A 15813-nucleotide genomic window follows, 5' to 3' on the forward strand; every position below is an offset into this window, starting at 1 on the left:
GTGTTCGCCCTGACCGACTGCGGCCGGGACGCCTTCGACCAGTCGTACGACAAGCTCGCCGAGGACGCCCTGCGCTGGATCGCCGAGCGCGGGGTCGAGGCCCAGGTCGCGTACATCGGAGAGCGCGGCGCCCGCATCGTCCTCGTCGGTGAGGACGGCGGCTGGGGCGACCTCGTGGCGACGAGCTACGAGATCGCCGAGAAGGCCGTGGAGAAGGCCGGCGTCACCGTCCACGAGGCGTTCGACGGCGAGTTCGCGGCCAAGGTCAAGACGGGTCCGTACGAGTGGAAGCGCATGGCCGGCATCCAGCTCGGCGGCCGGGCCGACGGCTGACACGTCACCCGTCGCACGGACGGCCGACAATCGTCGGCTGTTCGCACGGGGTGTGCGCGACCAACACCTGACAACCGGCTCAGCCGTTAGGACCTGAAAAGCCACGGTCCATTCGCGGGGAGTCCGGATGATCGAAACGCCGTCCCTGGTGGACCAGTACTGCCACGGCGTACTGCGGACGGAGCTGGGCCTCGGCACGTTCGAGGCCCACCTCGCCAGCACCGAGGGGCCGCCGGCCGCGGGCACCACCTTCTTCGACACCCAGACCGGCTTCGCCGTACGACGCTGGTGCCCGCCCCTGCTCGGACTCGAACCGCACTGCACGCCCGCCCACTATCTGGCCCGGCGCCGCGAGCTCGGTGTCCTGGAGACGGGCCGGAGACTGCTGCGCGGCAGTGGCATCACCACGTATCTCGTCGACACCGGGCTGCCCGGCGATCTGACCGGGCCGGGCGAGATGGCCTCCACGGGAGCCGCCAGGGCACACGAGATCGTCCGTCTGGAGCTCCTCGCCGAACAGGTCGCCGACACCTCGGGAACCGTCGAGGCCTTTCTCGCCAATCTCGCCGAATCCGTCCACGGGGCCGCCGCGACCGCCGTGGCCTTCACCTCCGTGGCGGGCGTGCGGCACGGTCTGGCCCTCGCGCCCGAACCACCCGGACCCGGTGAGGTACGGGGCGCGGCGGGCCGCTGGCTCGCCCGCCGCCGGGTGGGCGGAATGCTCACCGACCCCGTCCTGCTCCGTCATCTGCTGTGGATCGCGGTCGCGTCGGGCCTGCCGCTGCAACTGCACGCGGGGCTCGGTGACCCCGGGCAGCGCATCGACCGCACCGACCCCGTGCTGCTCACCGACTTCGCCCGCGCCACGGCCGGCCTCGGCACCGACCTGGTCCTGCTGCACGGCTATCCGTACCAGCGGCACGCGGCGCACCTCGCCGGGGTCTTCCCGCACGTCTACGCCGACCTGGGCGCCGCCCTGGTGCGCACCGGCGCCCGGTCGGCCGCCGTCCTCGCCGAGATCCTGGAGCTGGCCCCCTTCGGCAAGCTCCTCTTCTCCAGTGGAGCGCGGGGGCTGCCCGAACTCCATGTGATCGGAGCACACCTCTTCCGCGAGGCGCTGGCGCGGGTGCTCGGCAACTGGGTCGCCGATGGGGCCTGGTCACTGGCGGACGCCCAGCGCGTCGCGGCCCTGATCGCGGCGGGCAACGCCCGGCGGGTGTACGGGCTGGACTGAGCGCTAGCGCGCCCGGCGCGTGCGGGTGCTTCCTCAGGGGGGCGCGCGCTGAAGGCGGCCCCCGTACGGGTTACGCGCGGGTGAGGGCCGACGTGGTCGCGGGACCCGGCAGATCCGTCACGGCCTCCGGGCGCTCGCGCAGGGACAGCAGGACGCGCAGCACCCCGATCCACACCAGGCAGGAGCCGAGCATGTGCAGGGCGACCAGGGCCTCGGGCAGGTCGGTGAAGTACTGGACGTAGCCGAGGACGCCCTGGGACAGCAGGATCAGGAACAGGTCGCGGGTGCGCCGCAGGGGACCCTGGGGAGCGTCCACCGCCTTCAGGACGAACCAGAGGGCGAAGGTCAGCGTCACGACGATCCAGGCCAGCACGGCGTGCAGCTTGGCGACGTTCTCCCAGCTCACGGGGATGCGCTCGACCTGGCTGGAGTCACCCGCGTGCGGTCCGGCACCGGTGACGACCGTACCGGCCGCGATCAGCAGGACCGAGGCGGCGACCAGGAACCACACGAGCTGCTGCACCGACTTGCCGACCAGCGGACGCGGTGCCGCGTCGCCCTCGCGGGTGCGCTGCCACATGAGCGCGGCGACGGTGATGAGCGCCGTGGAGAGCAGGAAGTGGGCGGCGACCGTGTACGGGTTGAGGCCGACCAGGACGACGATCCCCCCGAGGATCGCGTTGCTCATGACGATCCAGAACTGGGCCCAGCCGAGCCGGGTGAGGCCGCGCCGCCACGGCTTCCGCGAGCGCGCCGCGATGATCGCCCATCCGACGGCGGCGCACAGCACATACGTCAGCATGCGGTTGCCGAACTCGATGGCGCCGTGGAAGCCCATCTCGCTCGTCGCCGTGAGCGAGTCGTCGGTGCACTTGGGCCAGGTCGGGCAGCCGAGGCCGGAGCTGGTGAGCCGCACGGCACCGCCGGTGACCACGATGACGACCGACATGACGAGCGCGGCGAGAGCCGCGCGCCGCACCGTCCGCGAGGTCGGGGTCCAGTGTTCGGCGATGAAGGCGAGCGGGCTGCGCACCGCGCTGAGGGCGTCGGCTCGGGTCAGGTTCTGCACGCGCACCATCGTAGGGGCCCGCTTGTGCACGCTTTCACGAGGGTCGGCCCCTGGAGGGGACGATTCCGTCACTCCCAGCGGAAGAACCGGCCCGCCGCGCCGAGGCCCACGACCGCCCAGACCGCCAGGATCCCCAGATCGCCCCAGGGCATCTGGGCACCGTGCTGGAGCACCGCACGCAGCCCGTCCGAGAGCGCCGAGATGGGCAGCAGACCGAGCACGTCCTGGACGCCCGCGGGGAACTTGTCCATCGGCACGATCACCCCACCGCCGACCAGGAGCAGCAGGAAGACGAGGTTGGCGGCGGCCAGCGTCGCCTCGGCCTTGAGCGTGCCCGCCATGAGCAGCCCGAGCCCGGAGAAGGCGGCCGTGCCGAGGACCAGCAGGAGCAGTACGGCGAACGGGTTGCCGTGCGGCGACCAGCCCAGCGCGAACGCGATGGCGGTGAGCAGGATCACCTGAAGGACTTCGGTGACCAGGACCGACATCGTCTTCGCGGTCATCAGCCCCCAGCGGGGGAGCGGGGAGGCCGCCAGCCGCTTCAGGACGCCGTAGCGGCGCTCGAAGCCCGTGGCGATGGCCTGGCCGGTGAACGCCGTCGACATCACGGCCAGCGCCAGGATGCCCGGCGTCAGGAAGTCGACCGCCCTGCCCGGACCCGTGTCGATGATGTCGGCCGAGCTGAACAGGACCAGCAGCAGCGTCGGGATCACGACCGTGAGGAGGAGCTGCTCGCCGTTGCGGAGCAGCATCCTCGTCTCCAGCGCGGCCTGCGCGCCGATCATGCGCCGCAACGGGGCGGCGCCCGGCTTCGGGCTGTACGTGCCGGCGGTGGTCACGGAAGCGGCCCCCCGCCGGTCGGCTCCAAGCTGTGCCTGGCTCATGAACGCAGCTCCTTGCCGGTCATTTCCAAGCTGTGCTTTCCCGGGGGGCGACCCCCGGACCCCCGGCCGGGCTCCGGTCGAGCTTGGTTCATGAGCGCAGCTCCTTGCCGGTCAGCTCCAGAAAAACGTCTTCGAGGGTGTGGCGTTCGACCGAGATCTTCTCCGGCATCACGCCGTGCTGGGCGCACCAGGACGTCACGGTCGCCAGCAGTTGCGGATCGACCTCGCCGCCGATCCGGTAGGCCCCGGGCGTCAGCTCGACCGCGGTGCAGTCCGCGGGCAGGGCCTTCAGCAGGGAGGCCACGTCGAGGCCCGGGCGGCCGGTGAAGCGCAGGGTGTTCTCGGCGCCTCCGCGGCACAGCTCCTCGGGGGAGCCCTGGGCGACCACCCGGCCCGCGTCGATGATCGCGACGTCGTCGGCGAGCTGCTCGGCCTCGTCCATGTGGTGCGTGGTGAGGATCACCGAGACACCGTCGGAGCGCAGGTCGCGGACCAGGTCCCAGGTCGCGCGGCGGGCCTGCGGGTCGAGGCCGGCGGTCGGCTCGTCCAGGAAGACCAGCTCGGGGCGGCCGACGACCGCCATGGCGAGCGCGAGGCGCTGCTGCTGGCCGCCCGACAGCCGCCGGTACGTCGTACGGCCGCAGGCCTCCAGGCCGAGCCGCTCGATGAGCGCGTCCACGTCCAGGGGGTGGGCGTGCAGTTTCGCGACATGGCGGAGCATCTCGTCCGCGCGGGCGCCCGAGTAGACGCCGCCGGACTGGAGCATCACGCCGATGCGGGTGTGCAGCTCGCCGGACTGTCTCGCCGGGTCGAGGCCCAGGACGCGCACCGTGCCGGAGTCCGGCTTCCGGTATCCCTCGCAGGTCTCGACCGTGGTCGTCTTGCCCGCGCCGTTGGGTCCGAGTACGGCGGTGATGCCCGCCGCGGCCACCAGGTCGAGGCCGTCCACCGCGGTCTTCGTTCCGTACCGCTTCACCAGGGCCTGGACCTGGACCACGGGCTCGCTTCGCATGAGGAGCAAGTCTAGGGACGTCGCAGCGGCCCGGAACCGCCGGGGGCGGCGGCGGTCTCCACGGCCAGGTCCCGGGGCCGGTGCAACGGCAGCCACCGCTCCGCGTACGCCACCGCGTCGGCCACCGGGAAGAGCCGCGCCCCGGCCGCGCCCACGGTCCCCCGTACGACGGGCCGGTCCCGCTCGAAGTCGGCGCCCAGCTCCTCGAACATCTCGGAGGTGATCGACACCTCCCGCACCGTCTCCCAGCCCGCGGGGGAGGGCCGGCCGACCTCCACGACGGGCGAGGGGATGCGGTATTCCGCCAGGTGGAAGCTGGTGCACGCGTCGTAGCCCGCGCCGAGCAGCAGGACGCGGGCGCCGCCGGCCTCCAGCCGGGCCAGCGGGCTGTGCTCGCCGAGCCGGCAGTCGGCCGCGTGCCCGCCGACGACCGCCTCCGCACCCGGGCCCACCGCCGCGAACGAGGTCTCCGGGTGCGCGCTGCGCAGGGCGCCGGGCCAGTTGCGGACGGTCTCGGGTATCACGCCGACCCCGCGGGAGGGGGTCACACGGGGGTCGTAGGCGGGCATGGTCGCCCGGATGGCCGACCACCACTCCTCGGGAACCGGCGGGCGGCTCCACAGCGCCGGGTCGGAGAGGTCACCGGACTGCGTCGGGACCACCAGGGTGCCCTCCGGGCCGAGCGCGTCGAGCAGTCCCTGCACGACGGCGACGGGGCCGCCGTTGACCCAGCCGAGGGCGCTGAGCGAGGAGTGTGCGAGGAGCGTTTCTCCTGGTCGTACGCCGAGCGTGCGCAGGTCCGCGGCAAGGGTGTCCCGCGTGACGAGAGGGCCGGTCGGAGGGGGTGTCGGCATGGTCCCGGAGTCTCCCCGAGAGACGGTCCGCACGCCACCGAATTGATCGATCAAAGATCGTTTGCCCAGGTCACCTTAGGTATACCTAAGTGATGCAGCGCACCGCCCGCTCCGGAGGGCGCCGCTTGTCAGGCCCTGAGGAATTACGCAACAATGGTGTTGTGAAAAACGTTGGCGAGGCTCGGGAGACCCCCGCGGGGGCCCCGCAGGAGGAACTCGCGACCGGTGAGCGCTCGACGCGCAACCGGGTCGTGCGGTCCATCCTGGACCACGGCCCGTCGACCGTCGCCGACCTAGCGGGCCGACTGGGCCTGACCCATGCCGCCGTGCGCCGCCACCTGGACGCGCTGGTCGCCGACGACGTCGTGGAAGCACGTGAGCAGCGGGTCTACGGAGCGCGTACGCGCGGTCGCCCCGCCAAGGTGTTCGCCCTGACCGACTGCGGCCGGGACGCCTTCGACCAGTCGTACGACAAGCTCGCCGAGGACGCCCTGCGCTGGATCGCCGAGCGCGAGGGCGGGGACGAGGCGATCCTGTCGTTCGCCCGCGCCCGGATCGCCGAGCAGGCCGGGGCGTACCGCGAGGCCATCGAGGCCGCGACCCCCGAGGAACGCACGGAAGCCCTGGCGAAGGCCCTCAGCAAGGACGGGTACGCTGCCACGGCGCGCAGCGCACCGGTCGGCGAGCAGCTCTGCCAGCACCACTGCCCGGTCGCGCATGTCGCCGAGCGGTTCCCGCAGCTCTGCGAGGCGGAGACGGAGTTCTTCTCCCAGCTTCTCGGCACGCATGTCCAGCGACTGGCCACCATCGCCCACGGCGACGGGGTGTGCACGACGTTCATCCCCAAGATTTCGCACGACACTCATAACGCATCCGCAAATACCGCCGGGAGGAACCCCGCATGACGCTCCCCATCGAGGAGACTGCCCACCCTGAGCTCGAGGGTCTGGGCACGTATGAATACGGCTGGGCCGACTCCGACGTGGCCGGTGCCTCCGCCAAGCGCGGCATCAACGAGGGCGTCGTCCGCGACATCTCCGGGAAGAAGAGCGAGCCGGAGTGGATGACCAAGCTCCGTCTCAAGGGCCTGCGCCTCTTCGAGAAGAAGCCCATGCCCAACTGGGGTTCCGACCTGTCGGGCATCGACTTCGACAACATCAAGTACTTCGTGCGTTCCACGGAGAAGCAGGCGGAGTCCTGGGAGGACCTGCCCGAGGACATCAAGAACACGTACGACAGGCTCGGCATCCCCGAGGCGGAGAAGCAGCGCCTCGTCGCCGGTGTCGCGGCCCAGTACGAGTCCGAGGTCGTCTACCACCAGATCCGCGAGGACCTGGAGGAGCAGGGCGTCATCTTCCTGGACACCGACACCGCTCTCAAGCAGCACCCGGAGCTCTTCAAGGAGTACTTCGGCACGGTCATCCCGGTCGGCGACAACAAGTTCGCGTCGCTGAACACCGCGGTGTGGTCCGGCGGCTCCTTCATCTACGTGCCGAAGGGTGTGCACGTCGAGATTCCGCTCCAGGCCTACTTCCGTATCAACACGGAGAACATGGGCCAGTTCGAGCGGACGCTGATCATCGTCGACGAGGACGCCTACGTCCACTACGTCGAGGGCTGCACGGCGCCGATCTACAAGTCGGACTCCCTGCACTCCGCGGTCGTCGAGATCATCGTGAAGAAGGGTGCCCGCTGCCGTTACACGACCATCCAGAACTGGTCGAACAACGTCTACAACCTGGTCACCAAGCGCGCCGTGGCGTACGAGGGCGCGACCATGGAGTGGATCGACGGCAACATCGGCTCCAAGGTCACCATGAAGTACCCGGCCGTCTACCTGATGGGCGAGCACGCCAAGGGCGAGACCCTGTCCATCGCCTTCGCGGGCGAGGGCCAGCACCAGGACGCCGGCTCCAAGATGGTCCACATGGCGCCGAACACGTCCTCGAACATCGTGTCGAAGTCCGTGGCGCGCGGCGGTGGCCGTACGTCCTACCGCGGTCTCGTCGAGATCGGCGAGGGCGCCCACGGCTCCAAGTCGAACGTCCTGTGCGACGCGCTGCTCGTCGACACCATCTCCCGCTCGGACACGTACCCGTACGTGGACGTCCGCGAGGACGACGTGTCCATGGGCCACGAGGCGACCGTCTCCAAGGTCTCCGAGGACCAGCTCTTCTACCTGATGAGCCGTGGTCTGACCGAGTTCGAGGCGATGGCCATGATCGTGCGCGGCTTCGTCGAGCCGATCGCCAAGGAGCTGCCCATGGAGTACGCCCTTGAGCTCAACCGGCTGATCGAGCTGCAGATGGAAGGCGCGGTCGGCTGACATCCGCCCTCCGCACCAGCAGCTAGCGAATTCTGACGTAGGAAGAGAGCAGACCGACAGCCATGGCTGAGGCTCAGAACATCCCCGGCGGCTCGACCACCGCGGGCCAGATCGCGGTGGCCGCCGAGTCGACCGTCGCCACGCGCATGAGCGCGCCCCCCTCCTTCGACGTGGCGGACTTCCCCGTCCCCCACGGCCGCGAGGAGGAGTGGCGGTTCACCCCGCTGGAGCGCCTGCGCGGGCTGCACGACGGCACCGCCGTCGCGACCGGCGAAGGCGTACGGATCGACGTGCACGCCCCCGAGGGCGTCTCCGTCGAGACGGTCGCCCGCGACGACGCGCGGATCGGCAGGGCCGGCACTCCCGTGGACCGTGTCGCCGCCCAGGCCTACTCGGCGTTCGAGAAGGCCGGTGTCATCACCGTCCCCAAGGAGACGGTGCTCACCGAGCCCATCCGGATCGCCGTGCACGGCGAGGGCGGGGTCGCCTACGGCCACCAGGTCATCGAACTGGGAGCCTTCGCCGAGGCCGTCGTCGTCATCGACCACACCGGTGACGCGGTCGTCGCCGCCAACGTCGACTACGTCCTCGGTGACGGCGCCAAGCTGACCGTCGTCTCCGTCCAGGACTGGGACGACACGGCCGTCCACGTCGGCCAGCACAACGCGCTGATCGGCCGCGACGCCACCTTCAAGTCGTTCGTGGTCACCTTCGGCGGCGACCTCGTACGCCTCCACCCGCGTATCGCCTACGCGGGCACCGGCGGCGAGGCCGAGCTGTTCGGCCTGTACTTCACGGACGCCGGCCAGCACCAGGAGCACCGCCTCCTGGTCGACCACAACACCCCGCACTGCAAGTCCAACGTCATGTACAAGGGCGCGCTGCAGGGTGAGGGGGCGCACGCGGTCTGGATCGGCGACGTCCTCATCGAGGCCAAGGCCGAGGGCACGGACACCTACGAGATGAACCGCAACCTGGTTCTGACCGACGGCGCCCGCGTCGACTCCGTGCCGAACCTGGAGATCGAGACCGGTGAGATCGTCGGCGCCGGCCACGCCTCCGCGACCGGCCGCTTCGACGACGAGCAGCTCTTCTACCTGATGGCCCGCGGCATCCCCGCCGACGAGGCCCGCCGTCTGGTGGTCCGCGGCTTCTTCGCCGAACTGGTCCAGCAGATCGGTGTCGACGACATCGAAGAGCGCCTTCTCGTGAAGATCGACGAGGAGCTGGAGGCGTCGCTCTGATGCCCGGCACCTTCGACCGTGACCGATTCGTTCGGGCCTGTGGGCTGAGCGAGCTGGAGGAGAACACCCCGAAGCGGGTGGAACTCGACGGCACGCCGGTCTCGGTCGTGAAGACCGAGGGTGAGGTGTTCGCGATCAACGACATCTGCTCGCACGCGAACGTCTCGCTCTCCGAGGGCGAGGTGGAGGACTGTCAGATCGAATGCTGGCTGCACGGCTCCGCGTTCGACCTCCGCACCGGCAAGCCGTCCGGCCTTCCCGCGACGCGCCCCGTCCCCGTATACCCCGTACAGATCGAAGGGGACGACGTGCTCGTCTCCCTCAACCAGGAGTCCTGAGGAACCCATGGCAACGCTTGAAATCCACGACCTGCACGTCACCGTCGAGGCCGACAACGCCACGAAGGAGATCCTCAAGGGCGTCGACCTGACCGTGAAGCAGGGCGAGACGCACGCCATCATGGGCCCCAACGGCTCCGGCAAGTCGACCCTCGCCTACTCGCTCGCGGGCCACCCGAAGTACACGATCACCGGCGGCACCGTCACCCTCGACGGCGAGGACGTCCTCGAGATGTCCGTCGACGAGCGCGCCCGCGCGGGCCTGTTCCTGGCGATGCAGTACCCGGTCGAGATCCCCGGCGTCTCGGTCTCCAACTTCCTGCGCACCTCCGCCACCGCCGTCCGCGGCGAGGCCCCCAAGCTGCGCACGTGGGTGAAGGAGGTCAGGGAGACCATGGAGCGCCTCTCCATGGACCCGGCCTTCGCCGAGCGCAACGTCAACGAGGGCTTCTCCGGCGGTGAGAAGAAGCGCCACGAGATCCTTCAGCTGGAGCTGCTCAAGCCGAAGATCGCGATCCTCGACGAGACCGACTCCGGCCTGGACGTCGACGCCCTGCGCGTCGTCTCCGAGGGTGTCAACCGCGTCCGCGAGACCGGTGATGTGGGCACCCTGCTCATCACGCACTACACGCGCATCCTGCGCTACATCAAGCCCGACTTCGTGCACGTCTTCTCCGGCGGCCGCATCGTCGAGTCCGGCGGCGCCGAGCTCGCCGACAAGCTGGAGAACGAGGGCTACGAGTCGTACGCAGTCGACGCGAAGGGTGGCGTATCCGCGTGACACAGCTGCCGGGCCTCCTCGACACCGAGGCGATCCGCAAGGACTTCCCCATCCTGGACCGCCAGGTCCACGACGGTAAGAAGCTGGTGTACCTGGACAACGCGGCGACCTCGCAGAAGCCGCGTCAGGTACTGGACGCCCTCAGTGGCTACTACGAGCGCTACAACGCCAACGTCCACCGCGGTGTGCATGTGCTCGCCGAGGAGGCCACGGCGCTGTACGAGGGCGCGCGCGACAAGGTCGCCGCGTTCATCAACGCGCCGAGCCGCGACGAGGTGATCTTCACGAAGAACGCCTCCGAGTCGCTCAACCTCGTGGCCAACATGCTGGGCTGGGCCGACGAGCCCTACCGGGTGGACCACGAGACCGAGATCGTCATCACGGAGATGGAGCACCACTCCAACATCGTCCCGTGGCAGCTGCTCTCGCAGCGCACGGGTGCGAAGCTGAAGTGGTTCGGCCTCACCGACGACGGCCGTCTCGACCTGTCGAACATCGACGAGATCATCACGGAGAAGACGAAGATCGTCTCCTTCGTGCTGGTGTCGAACATCCTGGGCACCGTGAACCCGGTCGAGGCGATAGTGCGCCGCGCCCAGGAGGTCGGCGCCCTGGTCCTGATCGACGCGTCGCAGGCCGCGCCGCACATGCCGCTCGACGTCCAGGCCCTCCAGGCCGACTTCGTGGCCTTCACCGGTCACAAGATGTGCGGTCCGACGGGTATCGGCGTCCTGTGGGGCCGCCAGGAACTCCTGGAGGACCTTCCGCCGTTCCTCGGCGGCGGCGAGATGATCGAGACCGTGTCGATGCACTCGTCGACGTACGCGCCGGCGCCGCACAAGTTCGAGGCGGGCACCCCGCCGATCGCCCAGGCGGTCGGCCTCGGCGCGGCGATCGACTACCTGTCCTCGATCGGCATGGACAAGATCCTCGCCCACGAGCACGCGCTCACCGAGTACGCGGTGAAGCGGCTCGCGGAGGTCCCCGACCTGCGGATCATCGGCCCCACCACGGCCGAGGACCGCGGCGCGGCGATCTCGTTCACGCTGGGCGACATCCACCCGCACGATGTGGGCCAGGTTCTCGACGAGCAGGGCATCGCGGTCCGGGTGGGTCACCACTGCGCCCGTCCGGTCTGCCTGCGCTACGGAATTCCTGCGACCACGCGGGCGTCGTTCTATCTGTACTCCACGCCGTCCGAGATCGACGCTCTGGTCGACGGCCTGGAGCACGTACGGAACTTCTTCGGCTGAGGGGCTGGCTGGGAACGTGCTGTGTTATTCCGGGGGACAACCCCCGGACCCCCGGCCGGAAGGCCATGTAACGGACGCTGGGATGCGAGGTTCGCCGCAGTGAAGCTGGATTCGATGTACCAGGAAGTCATCCTGGACCACTACAAGCACCCGCACGGGCGCGGTCTCCGGGACGGCGACGCCGAGGTGCACCACGTCAATCCCACGTGCGGTGACGAGATCACCCTGCGTGTGAAGTACGACGGCGAGCGTATCGAGGACATCTCGTACGAGGGTCAGGGCTGCTCGATCAGCCAGGCCTCGGCCTCCGTACTGAACGACCTCCTGGTCGGCAAGGACGTGTCCGACGCGCAGAAGATCCAGGAGGCCTTCCTGGAACTGATGCAGTCCAAGGGCCGGATCGAGCCCGACGACGCGATGGAGGAGGTGCTGGAGGACGCGGTCGCGTTCGCCGGTGTCTCCAAGTACCCGGCCCGGGTCAAGTGCGCCCTCCTCAGCTGGATGGCGTGGAAGGACGCGACGGCCCAGGCTCTGGGCGAGAGCGCCGAGAGGAAGACGGCATGAGCGAGAACACTGTGACATCGGACGAGACCGCTGTGACCTCGGACGAGTCCGTGGTCGCGGAGGGCGGGACCACCGCGGCACCGGGCACGGGCCTGACGGCGAAGCCCGCGTCGGAGGAAGAGGTCCGTGAGGCGCTCTACGATGTCGTCGACCCCGAGCTGGGCATCGACGTCGTCAACCTCGGCCTCATCTACGGCATTCACATCGACGACGCCAACATCGCGACGATCGACATGACCCTGACGTCCGCGGCCTGCCCGCTCACCGACGTCATCGAGGACCAGGCCAAGTCCGCCACGGACGGCCTCGTCAACGAGCTGCGCATCAACTGGGTCTGGATGCCGCCGTGGGGCCCGGACAAGATCACGGACGACGGCCGCGAGCAGCTTCGCGCGCTCGGCTTCAACGTCTGATCGCTTGGCTTCGGGGCCTCGGCTCCTGAGCACCTCGCACGGGGCGGCACCTTCGGGTGCCGCCCCGTCGCGTTTCCCTGGGGCGTCCTTGGCTCAGTCAGGCCCAGCCCCATCGGCGTGGGACTCAGGCCCAGCCCCGCACCAGACGGAACGCCGAGTCCTCCCCGTAGAGCCTGTCGCGCTCGTAACGCCCGAGGACGAGCTGGAAGTTGCGGTGGCGCAGGAAACGGCCCGGGTAGTTGACCGCCTCCAGCATGACGGCGTCCGAGCGGGAGGAGGCCCGGGGACAGAACGTGGCGTCCTCCCGGAAGAGGGCGGAGCCGTCGTTGCGGTCGGCGCGCAGGACGAAGTCGCGGTGGCGCAGATAGGAGCCGTCGACGGTGGCGAAGGAGTAGCAGGAGGACTTCGCCAGCCCGGCGACCACCTTGAAGCTGGCGGCGCGCCGGGTCGCGGCCGAGCTGCTCGATCCCACCGGGTCGAGACGGACCTGACCGTCGCTCAGATGCCAGTACCGGTCCGGGTAGTTGACCGCCTGGACGGACTTCAGCCCCGAGGCCGGGCGGGGTGCGGAAGCGGTGCCGGACGCGCCGGGCGTCTTTCCGGTGCCGGGCGAGCCTCCGGAACCCTGGTCCGAAGGTCCCGGGGAAACGGAGTCGCGCGACGCGGAGTCCGGTGAGGCCGAGCGTGAAGTCCCCGCCGAGGACAGCGCGTTCTTGCCCGCCGGGGCGGTGGTCGTCTCCGCGGGGGCCGGGGCGCCGGGAAGGAAGGGGTTCGTCGTGTCGGACGCGGTCCTGTTCTCCGCACCGTTCGACGAGGCGTCGGAGGACCTTGCCTGTACGGAGACCACGGCTATGGCGGCGATGGTGACGGCCAGCGCGAGCCCGGCGGCCAGCCACAGCCGGCGCGCTCCCGGCAGCTTTTCCTCGTCCCCCGCCCGGACCGCCTCCCAGGGTGCCGGGGGCACGGGCACGAGGTCGGCCGACACCGGGTAGGGCGTGCCGCGCGGGGTGGGGCGCCAGGGAACGATCTCCCTGGAGGGGACGGATCCGTCGGGACCGGATCCGGGCGTCACTTCAGGCATGCGCGTTCCTAGATGGGGAGGGCGAGCGCGTGAGGGGGTGAAGCGAGGGGGTGAGGGGCGAGGCGAGGGTGTGAAGGGTGCGGCACACGGAGCGGGCTGTCATGAAGACCCGGTGTGCGGCTGGTGAAACAGTAGTGGAACCGGAGACTGCCGAGCAGCCGTTTCCAGCGGCGATGCAGGTATTTACGTGCGGCTCTTTTCGGGCAATCACCCACAGAGGATGGGTAGTTGGGCCGGGTTGGCGCTCATCCGGTGAGAACCGACGGGCGGTCGGGCGACAGTGTCCGCGGGGGATGGCGGCCCGGATGTGCGCACCGTGCCTGTCGGCAGAGGCTTCGTCGCCGGGGGAGCGTGCCCGCGGGGGTGTCGGCGCCGGTGCCTGCCGGCCGAGCCCTCGTCGCCGGGGGAGACTGCCGTTCATGGCTGTCTCCTTGTACCAACTGGTCATCGACGCCCACGACCTGCCGGCGCTCGCCCGTTTCTGGTGCCGAGTCCTCGACTGGCGCGTGCTGTTCGAGGACGACGACGAGATCGTCATCGGCTCCGACGCGCACGCGCTCCCGGGAATCTGCTTCGTACCGGTCGGTGAGCGCAAGACCGTCAAGAACCGGCTCCACATCGATCTCACGCCGGACGACCGGGCAGCCGAGGTCGAGCGGATCCTCGCCCTCGGGGCGCGCCGGGTCGACGTGGGACAGGGCGAGGACGTCACCTGGACCGTCCTCGCCGACCCCGAGGGCAACGAGTTCTGCGTGCTGCGGCCGAAGAAGTCGCTACTCGACTGAGCCGGGTGTCCCGGGTGTCCCGGGTGCGCCGGGCGCCTCCGTGACGGCGGCCGCGCGCACCAGCACATCCGCCAGGCCTTCCCTGCGGATGCGCTGGTCGATGTACAGCAGGCTGCTCACCAGCGGCATGAACACCAGGGAGAAGAGCTGGACGAAGATGCCCGCGATCGTCGAGAGCACCAGGGAGCGCCCCATGTCGGGCAGGATCCGCGCGTAGAGCTCGGTCACGCTCGCGGGCTCCTGCGCCGACGAGAGGTCGTACGGCTGTGGGGCCGGCATCGCGAACTGGAACGGCACATTGATCACGAGAGAGACGATGAACGTGATCAGGCCGCCCAGCAGCAGGATGCCGAACGTACGCCACCACGCGCCGCGGACCAGTCGCGCCGACCGGCGCATCGCCGTCACCGGGGACGCCCCCTCCAGGACGGCGGCGGCCGGGGCGAAGCTGAACCGGACGAACAGCCAGACCATCAGGGGCACCGCGACCAGCAGGAGCAGAAGGAAGAGGCCGAACGACGCGAACGGATCGTTGCTCGCGGCCGCCATCAGCGCGAACAGCACGATCAGCACGATCATCGGTATCGCCACGGTCAGGCCCAGCAGCAGCGTCACCCCGAGTACGGACGGGGTGCGCGACCAGGCACGCTTCCACACCGTGCCGACGTGGGCCCGGCGCCCGAGCACGGCGTCGTGCAGGGTCGCCGCGGACGAGGCCTGGATGAAGGAACTCGCCACCAGCGAGACCACCATGCCGACCACCCACACGGTGCCGAACGCGATCAGGACGGTGCGCAGATCGGTCCATTCGATGGACCGGGGCGCCGCGAGCATGCGGTCGAGCCGGCTCTTCGTCGAGAGGTAGGCGGCGTATTCGAGGCCCAGCGTCAGGCCCGCCAGGACCACGACGCCCACGAAGGTGAGTCCGAACAGCGGCTTCGCGTAACGGCGCATGGTGCCGAAGGCGCCGCCGAGGATGTGGTCCACGCCGAGCGGGGCCAGCGGGATCACACCCGGCTTGGGCGGTGGCGGAGGCATCCAGCCCCAGCCGCCCGGAGCACCCCAGTACGGCCCCGACGGCCCTGACGGCCCCCACCCAGAACTGTCCGACATGACTCTCGCGCTCCATGTGTCGTTGGGAGTCTGTTCGACTCCGGCCCCCTTGTGATCGCGAACGATATCCGCTGGGGCGCATGGTGCCCATGGCATATCCGGGATCCATGCACGTAAGACGGCGGACACCGGATGCGTACACCCGTACACATCCGGTGCGTTCCATGTGTACAGTCGTACGCATGGGATACGTGCTGCTCGCCGGTGCCATCGCGGCGGAGGTCGGGGCGACGACCGCGATGAAGTACACGGAGGGCTTCAGCAGGCTGTGGCCGTCCCTGGTGACCGTTCTCGGATACGTCGTCGCCTTCGCGCTGCTGGCGCAGACCCTGAAGACCGTGTCGGTCGGCACGGCGTACGCGATCTGGGCCGGCGTCGGCACCGCCGCCATCGCCGTGATCGGCACGCTGTTCCTCGGCGAGGGGCTCACGGCCGCGAAGGCCGGCGGGATCGTGCTGATCATCGGTGGGGTCGTCCTGCTGAACCTGGGCGGGGCGCACTGATGGCCGGGGCGTGCGCGGCGGACGGC

18 protein-coding genes are annotated in these 15813 nt (G+C 69.9%); 12 read left to right on the forward strand and 6 right to left on the reverse strand.

The window, feature by feature from the left end; all coding sequences use genetic code 11:
• Nucleotides 1-333 carry a hypothetical protein gene (locus ACFXGX_RS34330; protein ID WP_384799326.1) on the forward strand — a complete coding sequence of 111 codons (333 nt, stop codon included), beginning with the start codon at nt 1-3 and terminating at the stop codon, nt 331-333.
• A gap of 127 nt (nt 334-460) precedes the next feature.
• Entirely contained in the window at nt 461-1567 is a 1107-nt protein-coding gene (locus ACFXGX_RS34335; RefSeq protein WP_384799329.1) for an amidohydrolase family protein, read from the forward strand.
• 70 nt (nt 1568-1637) lie between these two features.
• Here the strand turns inward: ACFXGX_RS34335 and ACFXGX_RS34340 are convergent, their stop codons facing one another.
• The 4 genes from ACFXGX_RS34340 to ACFXGX_RS34355 all read right to left on the reverse strand — a co-directional run bounded on the left by ACFXGX_RS34340 (nt 1638) and on the right by ACFXGX_RS34355 (nt 5386).
• Complete coding sequence (locus tag ACFXGX_RS34340; protein ID WP_384799332.1) at nt 1638-2645, reverse strand: heme A synthase; 1008 nt, start codon at nt 2643-2645, stop codon at nt 1638-1640.
• A gap of 59 nt (nt 2646-2704) precedes the next feature.
• Nucleotides 2705-3520 carry an ABC transporter permease gene (locus tag ACFXGX_RS34345; RefSeq protein WP_384799335.1) on the reverse strand — a complete coding sequence of 272 codons (816 nt, stop codon included), beginning with the start codon at nt 3518-3520 and terminating at the stop codon, nt 2705-2707.
• A gap of 88 nt (nt 3521-3608) precedes the next feature.
• Nucleotides 3609-4532: an ABC transporter ATP-binding protein gene (locus ACFXGX_RS34350; protein WP_384799338.1), complete on the reverse strand. Its 924-nt coding sequence runs from the start codon at nt 4530-4532 to the stop codon at nt 3609-3611.
• Nucleotides 4533-4543: 11 nt separating this feature from the next.
• On the reverse strand, nt 4544-5386 hold the full coding sequence (locus tag ACFXGX_RS34355) for an aminoglycoside N(3)-acetyltransferase (RefSeq protein WP_384799341.1): 843 nt from the start codon (nt 5384-5386) through the stop codon (nt 4544-4546).
• A 161-nt stretch (nt 5387-5547) separates the two neighbouring features.
• On the opposite strand from ACFXGX_RS34355, the gene ACFXGX_RS34360 reads away from it, so the two are divergent.
• From ACFXGX_RS34360 to ACFXGX_RS34395, 8 genes are all read left to right on the forward strand, one after another.
• The gene (locus ACFXGX_RS34360) at nt 5548-6291 is read left to right on the forward strand and encodes a helix-turn-helix transcriptional regulator (protein ID WP_384799344.1); all 744 of its coding nucleotides are present in this window, start codon (nt 5548-5550) and stop codon (nt 6289-6291) included.
• Entirely contained in the window at nt 6288-7712 is a 1425-nt protein-coding gene (sufB, locus tag ACFXGX_RS34365; protein WP_384799347.1) for a Fe-S cluster assembly protein SufB, read from the forward strand. Before ACFXGX_RS34360 ends, sufB begins: the two co-directional genes overlap by 4 nt.
• A 62-nt stretch (nt 7713-7774) precedes the next feature.
• Entirely contained in the window at nt 7775-8956 is a 1182-nt protein-coding gene (gene sufD, locus ACFXGX_RS34370) for a Fe-S cluster assembly protein SufD (RefSeq protein ID WP_384799350.1), read from the forward strand.
• Entirely contained in the window at nt 8956-9294 is a 339-nt protein-coding gene (locus tag ACFXGX_RS34375) for a non-heme iron oxygenase ferredoxin subunit (protein WP_384799353.1), read from the forward strand. The genes sufD and ACFXGX_RS34375 overlap by 1 nt, the downstream gene beginning before the upstream one ends.
• Nucleotides 9295-9301: 7 nt before the next feature.
• On the forward strand, nt 9302-10075 hold the full coding sequence (gene sufC, locus ACFXGX_RS34380) for a Fe-S cluster assembly ATPase SufC (RefSeq protein ID WP_384799356.1): 774 nt from the start codon (nt 9302-9304) through the stop codon (nt 10073-10075).
• On the forward strand, nt 10072-11328 hold the full coding sequence (locus tag ACFXGX_RS34385; protein WP_384799359.1) for a cysteine desulfurase: 1257 nt from the start codon (nt 10072-10074) through the stop codon (nt 11326-11328). The genes sufC and ACFXGX_RS34385 overlap by 4 nt, the downstream gene beginning before the upstream one ends.
• Nucleotides 11329-11427: 99 nt before the next feature.
• Nucleotides 11428-11892, forward strand: coding sequence for a Fe-S cluster assembly sulfur transfer protein SufU (sufU, locus tag ACFXGX_RS34390; protein WP_384799362.1), 465 nt, complete (start codon nt 11428-11430; stop codon nt 11890-11892).
• Nucleotides 11893-11984: 92 nt separating this feature from the next.
• Entirely contained in the window at nt 11985-12305 is a 321-nt protein-coding gene (locus tag ACFXGX_RS34395) for a metal-sulfur cluster assembly factor (protein ID WP_384799424.1), read from the forward strand.
• A gap of 124 nt (nt 12306-12429) precedes the next feature.
• Here the strand turns inward: ACFXGX_RS34395 and ACFXGX_RS34400 are convergent, their stop codons facing one another.
• On the reverse strand, nt 12430-13386 hold the full coding sequence (locus tag ACFXGX_RS34400) for an AbfB domain-containing protein (RefSeq protein WP_384799365.1): 957 nt from the start codon (nt 13384-13386) through the stop codon (nt 12430-12432).
• Between the two features lie 419 nt (nt 13387-13805).
• Between ACFXGX_RS34400 and ACFXGX_RS34405 the strand changes: the two genes are divergently transcribed.
• The gene (locus ACFXGX_RS34405; RefSeq protein WP_384799368.1) at nt 13806-14171 is read left to right on the forward strand and encodes a VOC family protein; all 366 of its coding nucleotides are present in this window, start codon (nt 13806-13808) and stop codon (nt 14169-14171) included.
• On the opposite strand, the gene ACFXGX_RS34410 is transcribed toward ACFXGX_RS34405, so the two are convergent.
• Nucleotides 14160-15284 (reverse strand): hypothetical protein, encoded by a 1125-nt coding sequence (locus ACFXGX_RS34410; protein WP_384799371.1) that lies wholly within the window; start codon nt 15282-15284, stop codon nt 14160-14162. The two genes, ACFXGX_RS34405 and ACFXGX_RS34410, sit on opposite strands and share 12 nt — an antisense overlap.
• Before the next feature lie 182 nt (nt 15285-15466).
• On the opposite strand from ACFXGX_RS34410, the gene ACFXGX_RS34415 reads away from it, so the two are divergent.
• Nucleotides 15467-15787, forward strand: coding sequence for a DMT family transporter (locus tag ACFXGX_RS34415; protein ID WP_384799374.1), 321 nt, complete (start codon nt 15467-15469; stop codon nt 15785-15787).
• The last annotated feature ends 26 nt before the right edge of the window (nt 15788-15813 follow it).

It is taken from the genome of Streptomyces sp. NPDC059371, from assembly GCF_042751995.1.
Classification (GTDB): Bacteria; Actinomycetota; Actinomycetes; order Streptomycetales; family Streptomycetaceae; genus Streptomyces.

Excerpts from the sequence above, each read along its gene's own strand:
- ACFXGX_RS34335 (WP_384799329.1), top strand. The coding sequence starts at position 461 with ATGATCGAAACGCCGTCCCTGGTGGACCAGTACTGCCACGGCGTACTG.
- sufD (WP_384799350.1), top strand. The coding sequence starts at position 7,775 with ATGGCTGAGGCTCAGAACATCCCCGGCGGCTCGACCACCGCGGGCCAG.
- ACFXGX_RS34410 (WP_384799371.1), bottom strand. The coding sequence starts at position 15,284 with ATGTCGGACAGTTCTGGGTGGGGGCCGTCAGGGCCGTCGGGGCCGTAC.
- ACFXGX_RS34355 (WP_384799341.1), bottom strand. The coding sequence starts at position 5,386 with ATGCCGACACCCCCTCCGACCGGCCCTCTCGTCACGCGGGACACCCTT.
- ACFXGX_RS34405 (WP_384799368.1), top strand. The coding sequence starts at position 13,806 with ATGGCTGTCTCCTTGTACCAACTGGTCATCGACGCCCACGACCTGCCG.
- ACFXGX_RS34400 (WP_384799365.1), bottom strand. The coding sequence starts at position 13,386 with ATGCCTGAAGTGACGCCCGGATCCGGTCCCGACGGATCCGTCCCCTCC.
- ACFXGX_RS34415 (WP_384799374.1), top strand. The coding sequence starts at position 15,467 with ATGGGATACGTGCTGCTCGCCGGTGCCATCGCGGCGGAGGTCGGGGCG.
- sufC (WP_384799356.1), top strand. The coding sequence starts at position 9,302 with ATGGCAACGCTTGAAATCCACGACCTGCACGTCACCGTCGAGGCCGAC.
- sufB (WP_384799347.1), top strand. The coding sequence starts at position 6,288 with ATGACGCTCCCCATCGAGGAGACTGCCCACCCTGAGCTCGAGGGTCTG.
- ACFXGX_RS34340 (WP_384799332.1), bottom strand. The coding sequence starts at position 2,645 with ATGGTGCGCGTGCAGAACCTGACCCGAGCCGACGCCCTCAGCGCGGTG.
- ACFXGX_RS34375 (WP_384799353.1), top strand. The coding sequence starts at position 8,956 with ATGCCCGGCACCTTCGACCGTGACCGATTCGTTCGGGCCTGTGGGCTG.
- ACFXGX_RS34345 (WP_384799335.1), bottom strand. The coding sequence starts at position 3,520 with ATGAGCCAGGCACAGCTTGGAGCCGACCGGCGGGGGGCCGCTTCCGTG.
- ACFXGX_RS34350 (WP_384799338.1), bottom strand. The coding sequence starts at position 4,532 with ATGCGAAGCGAGCCCGTGGTCCAGGTCCAGGCCCTGGTGAAGCGGTAC.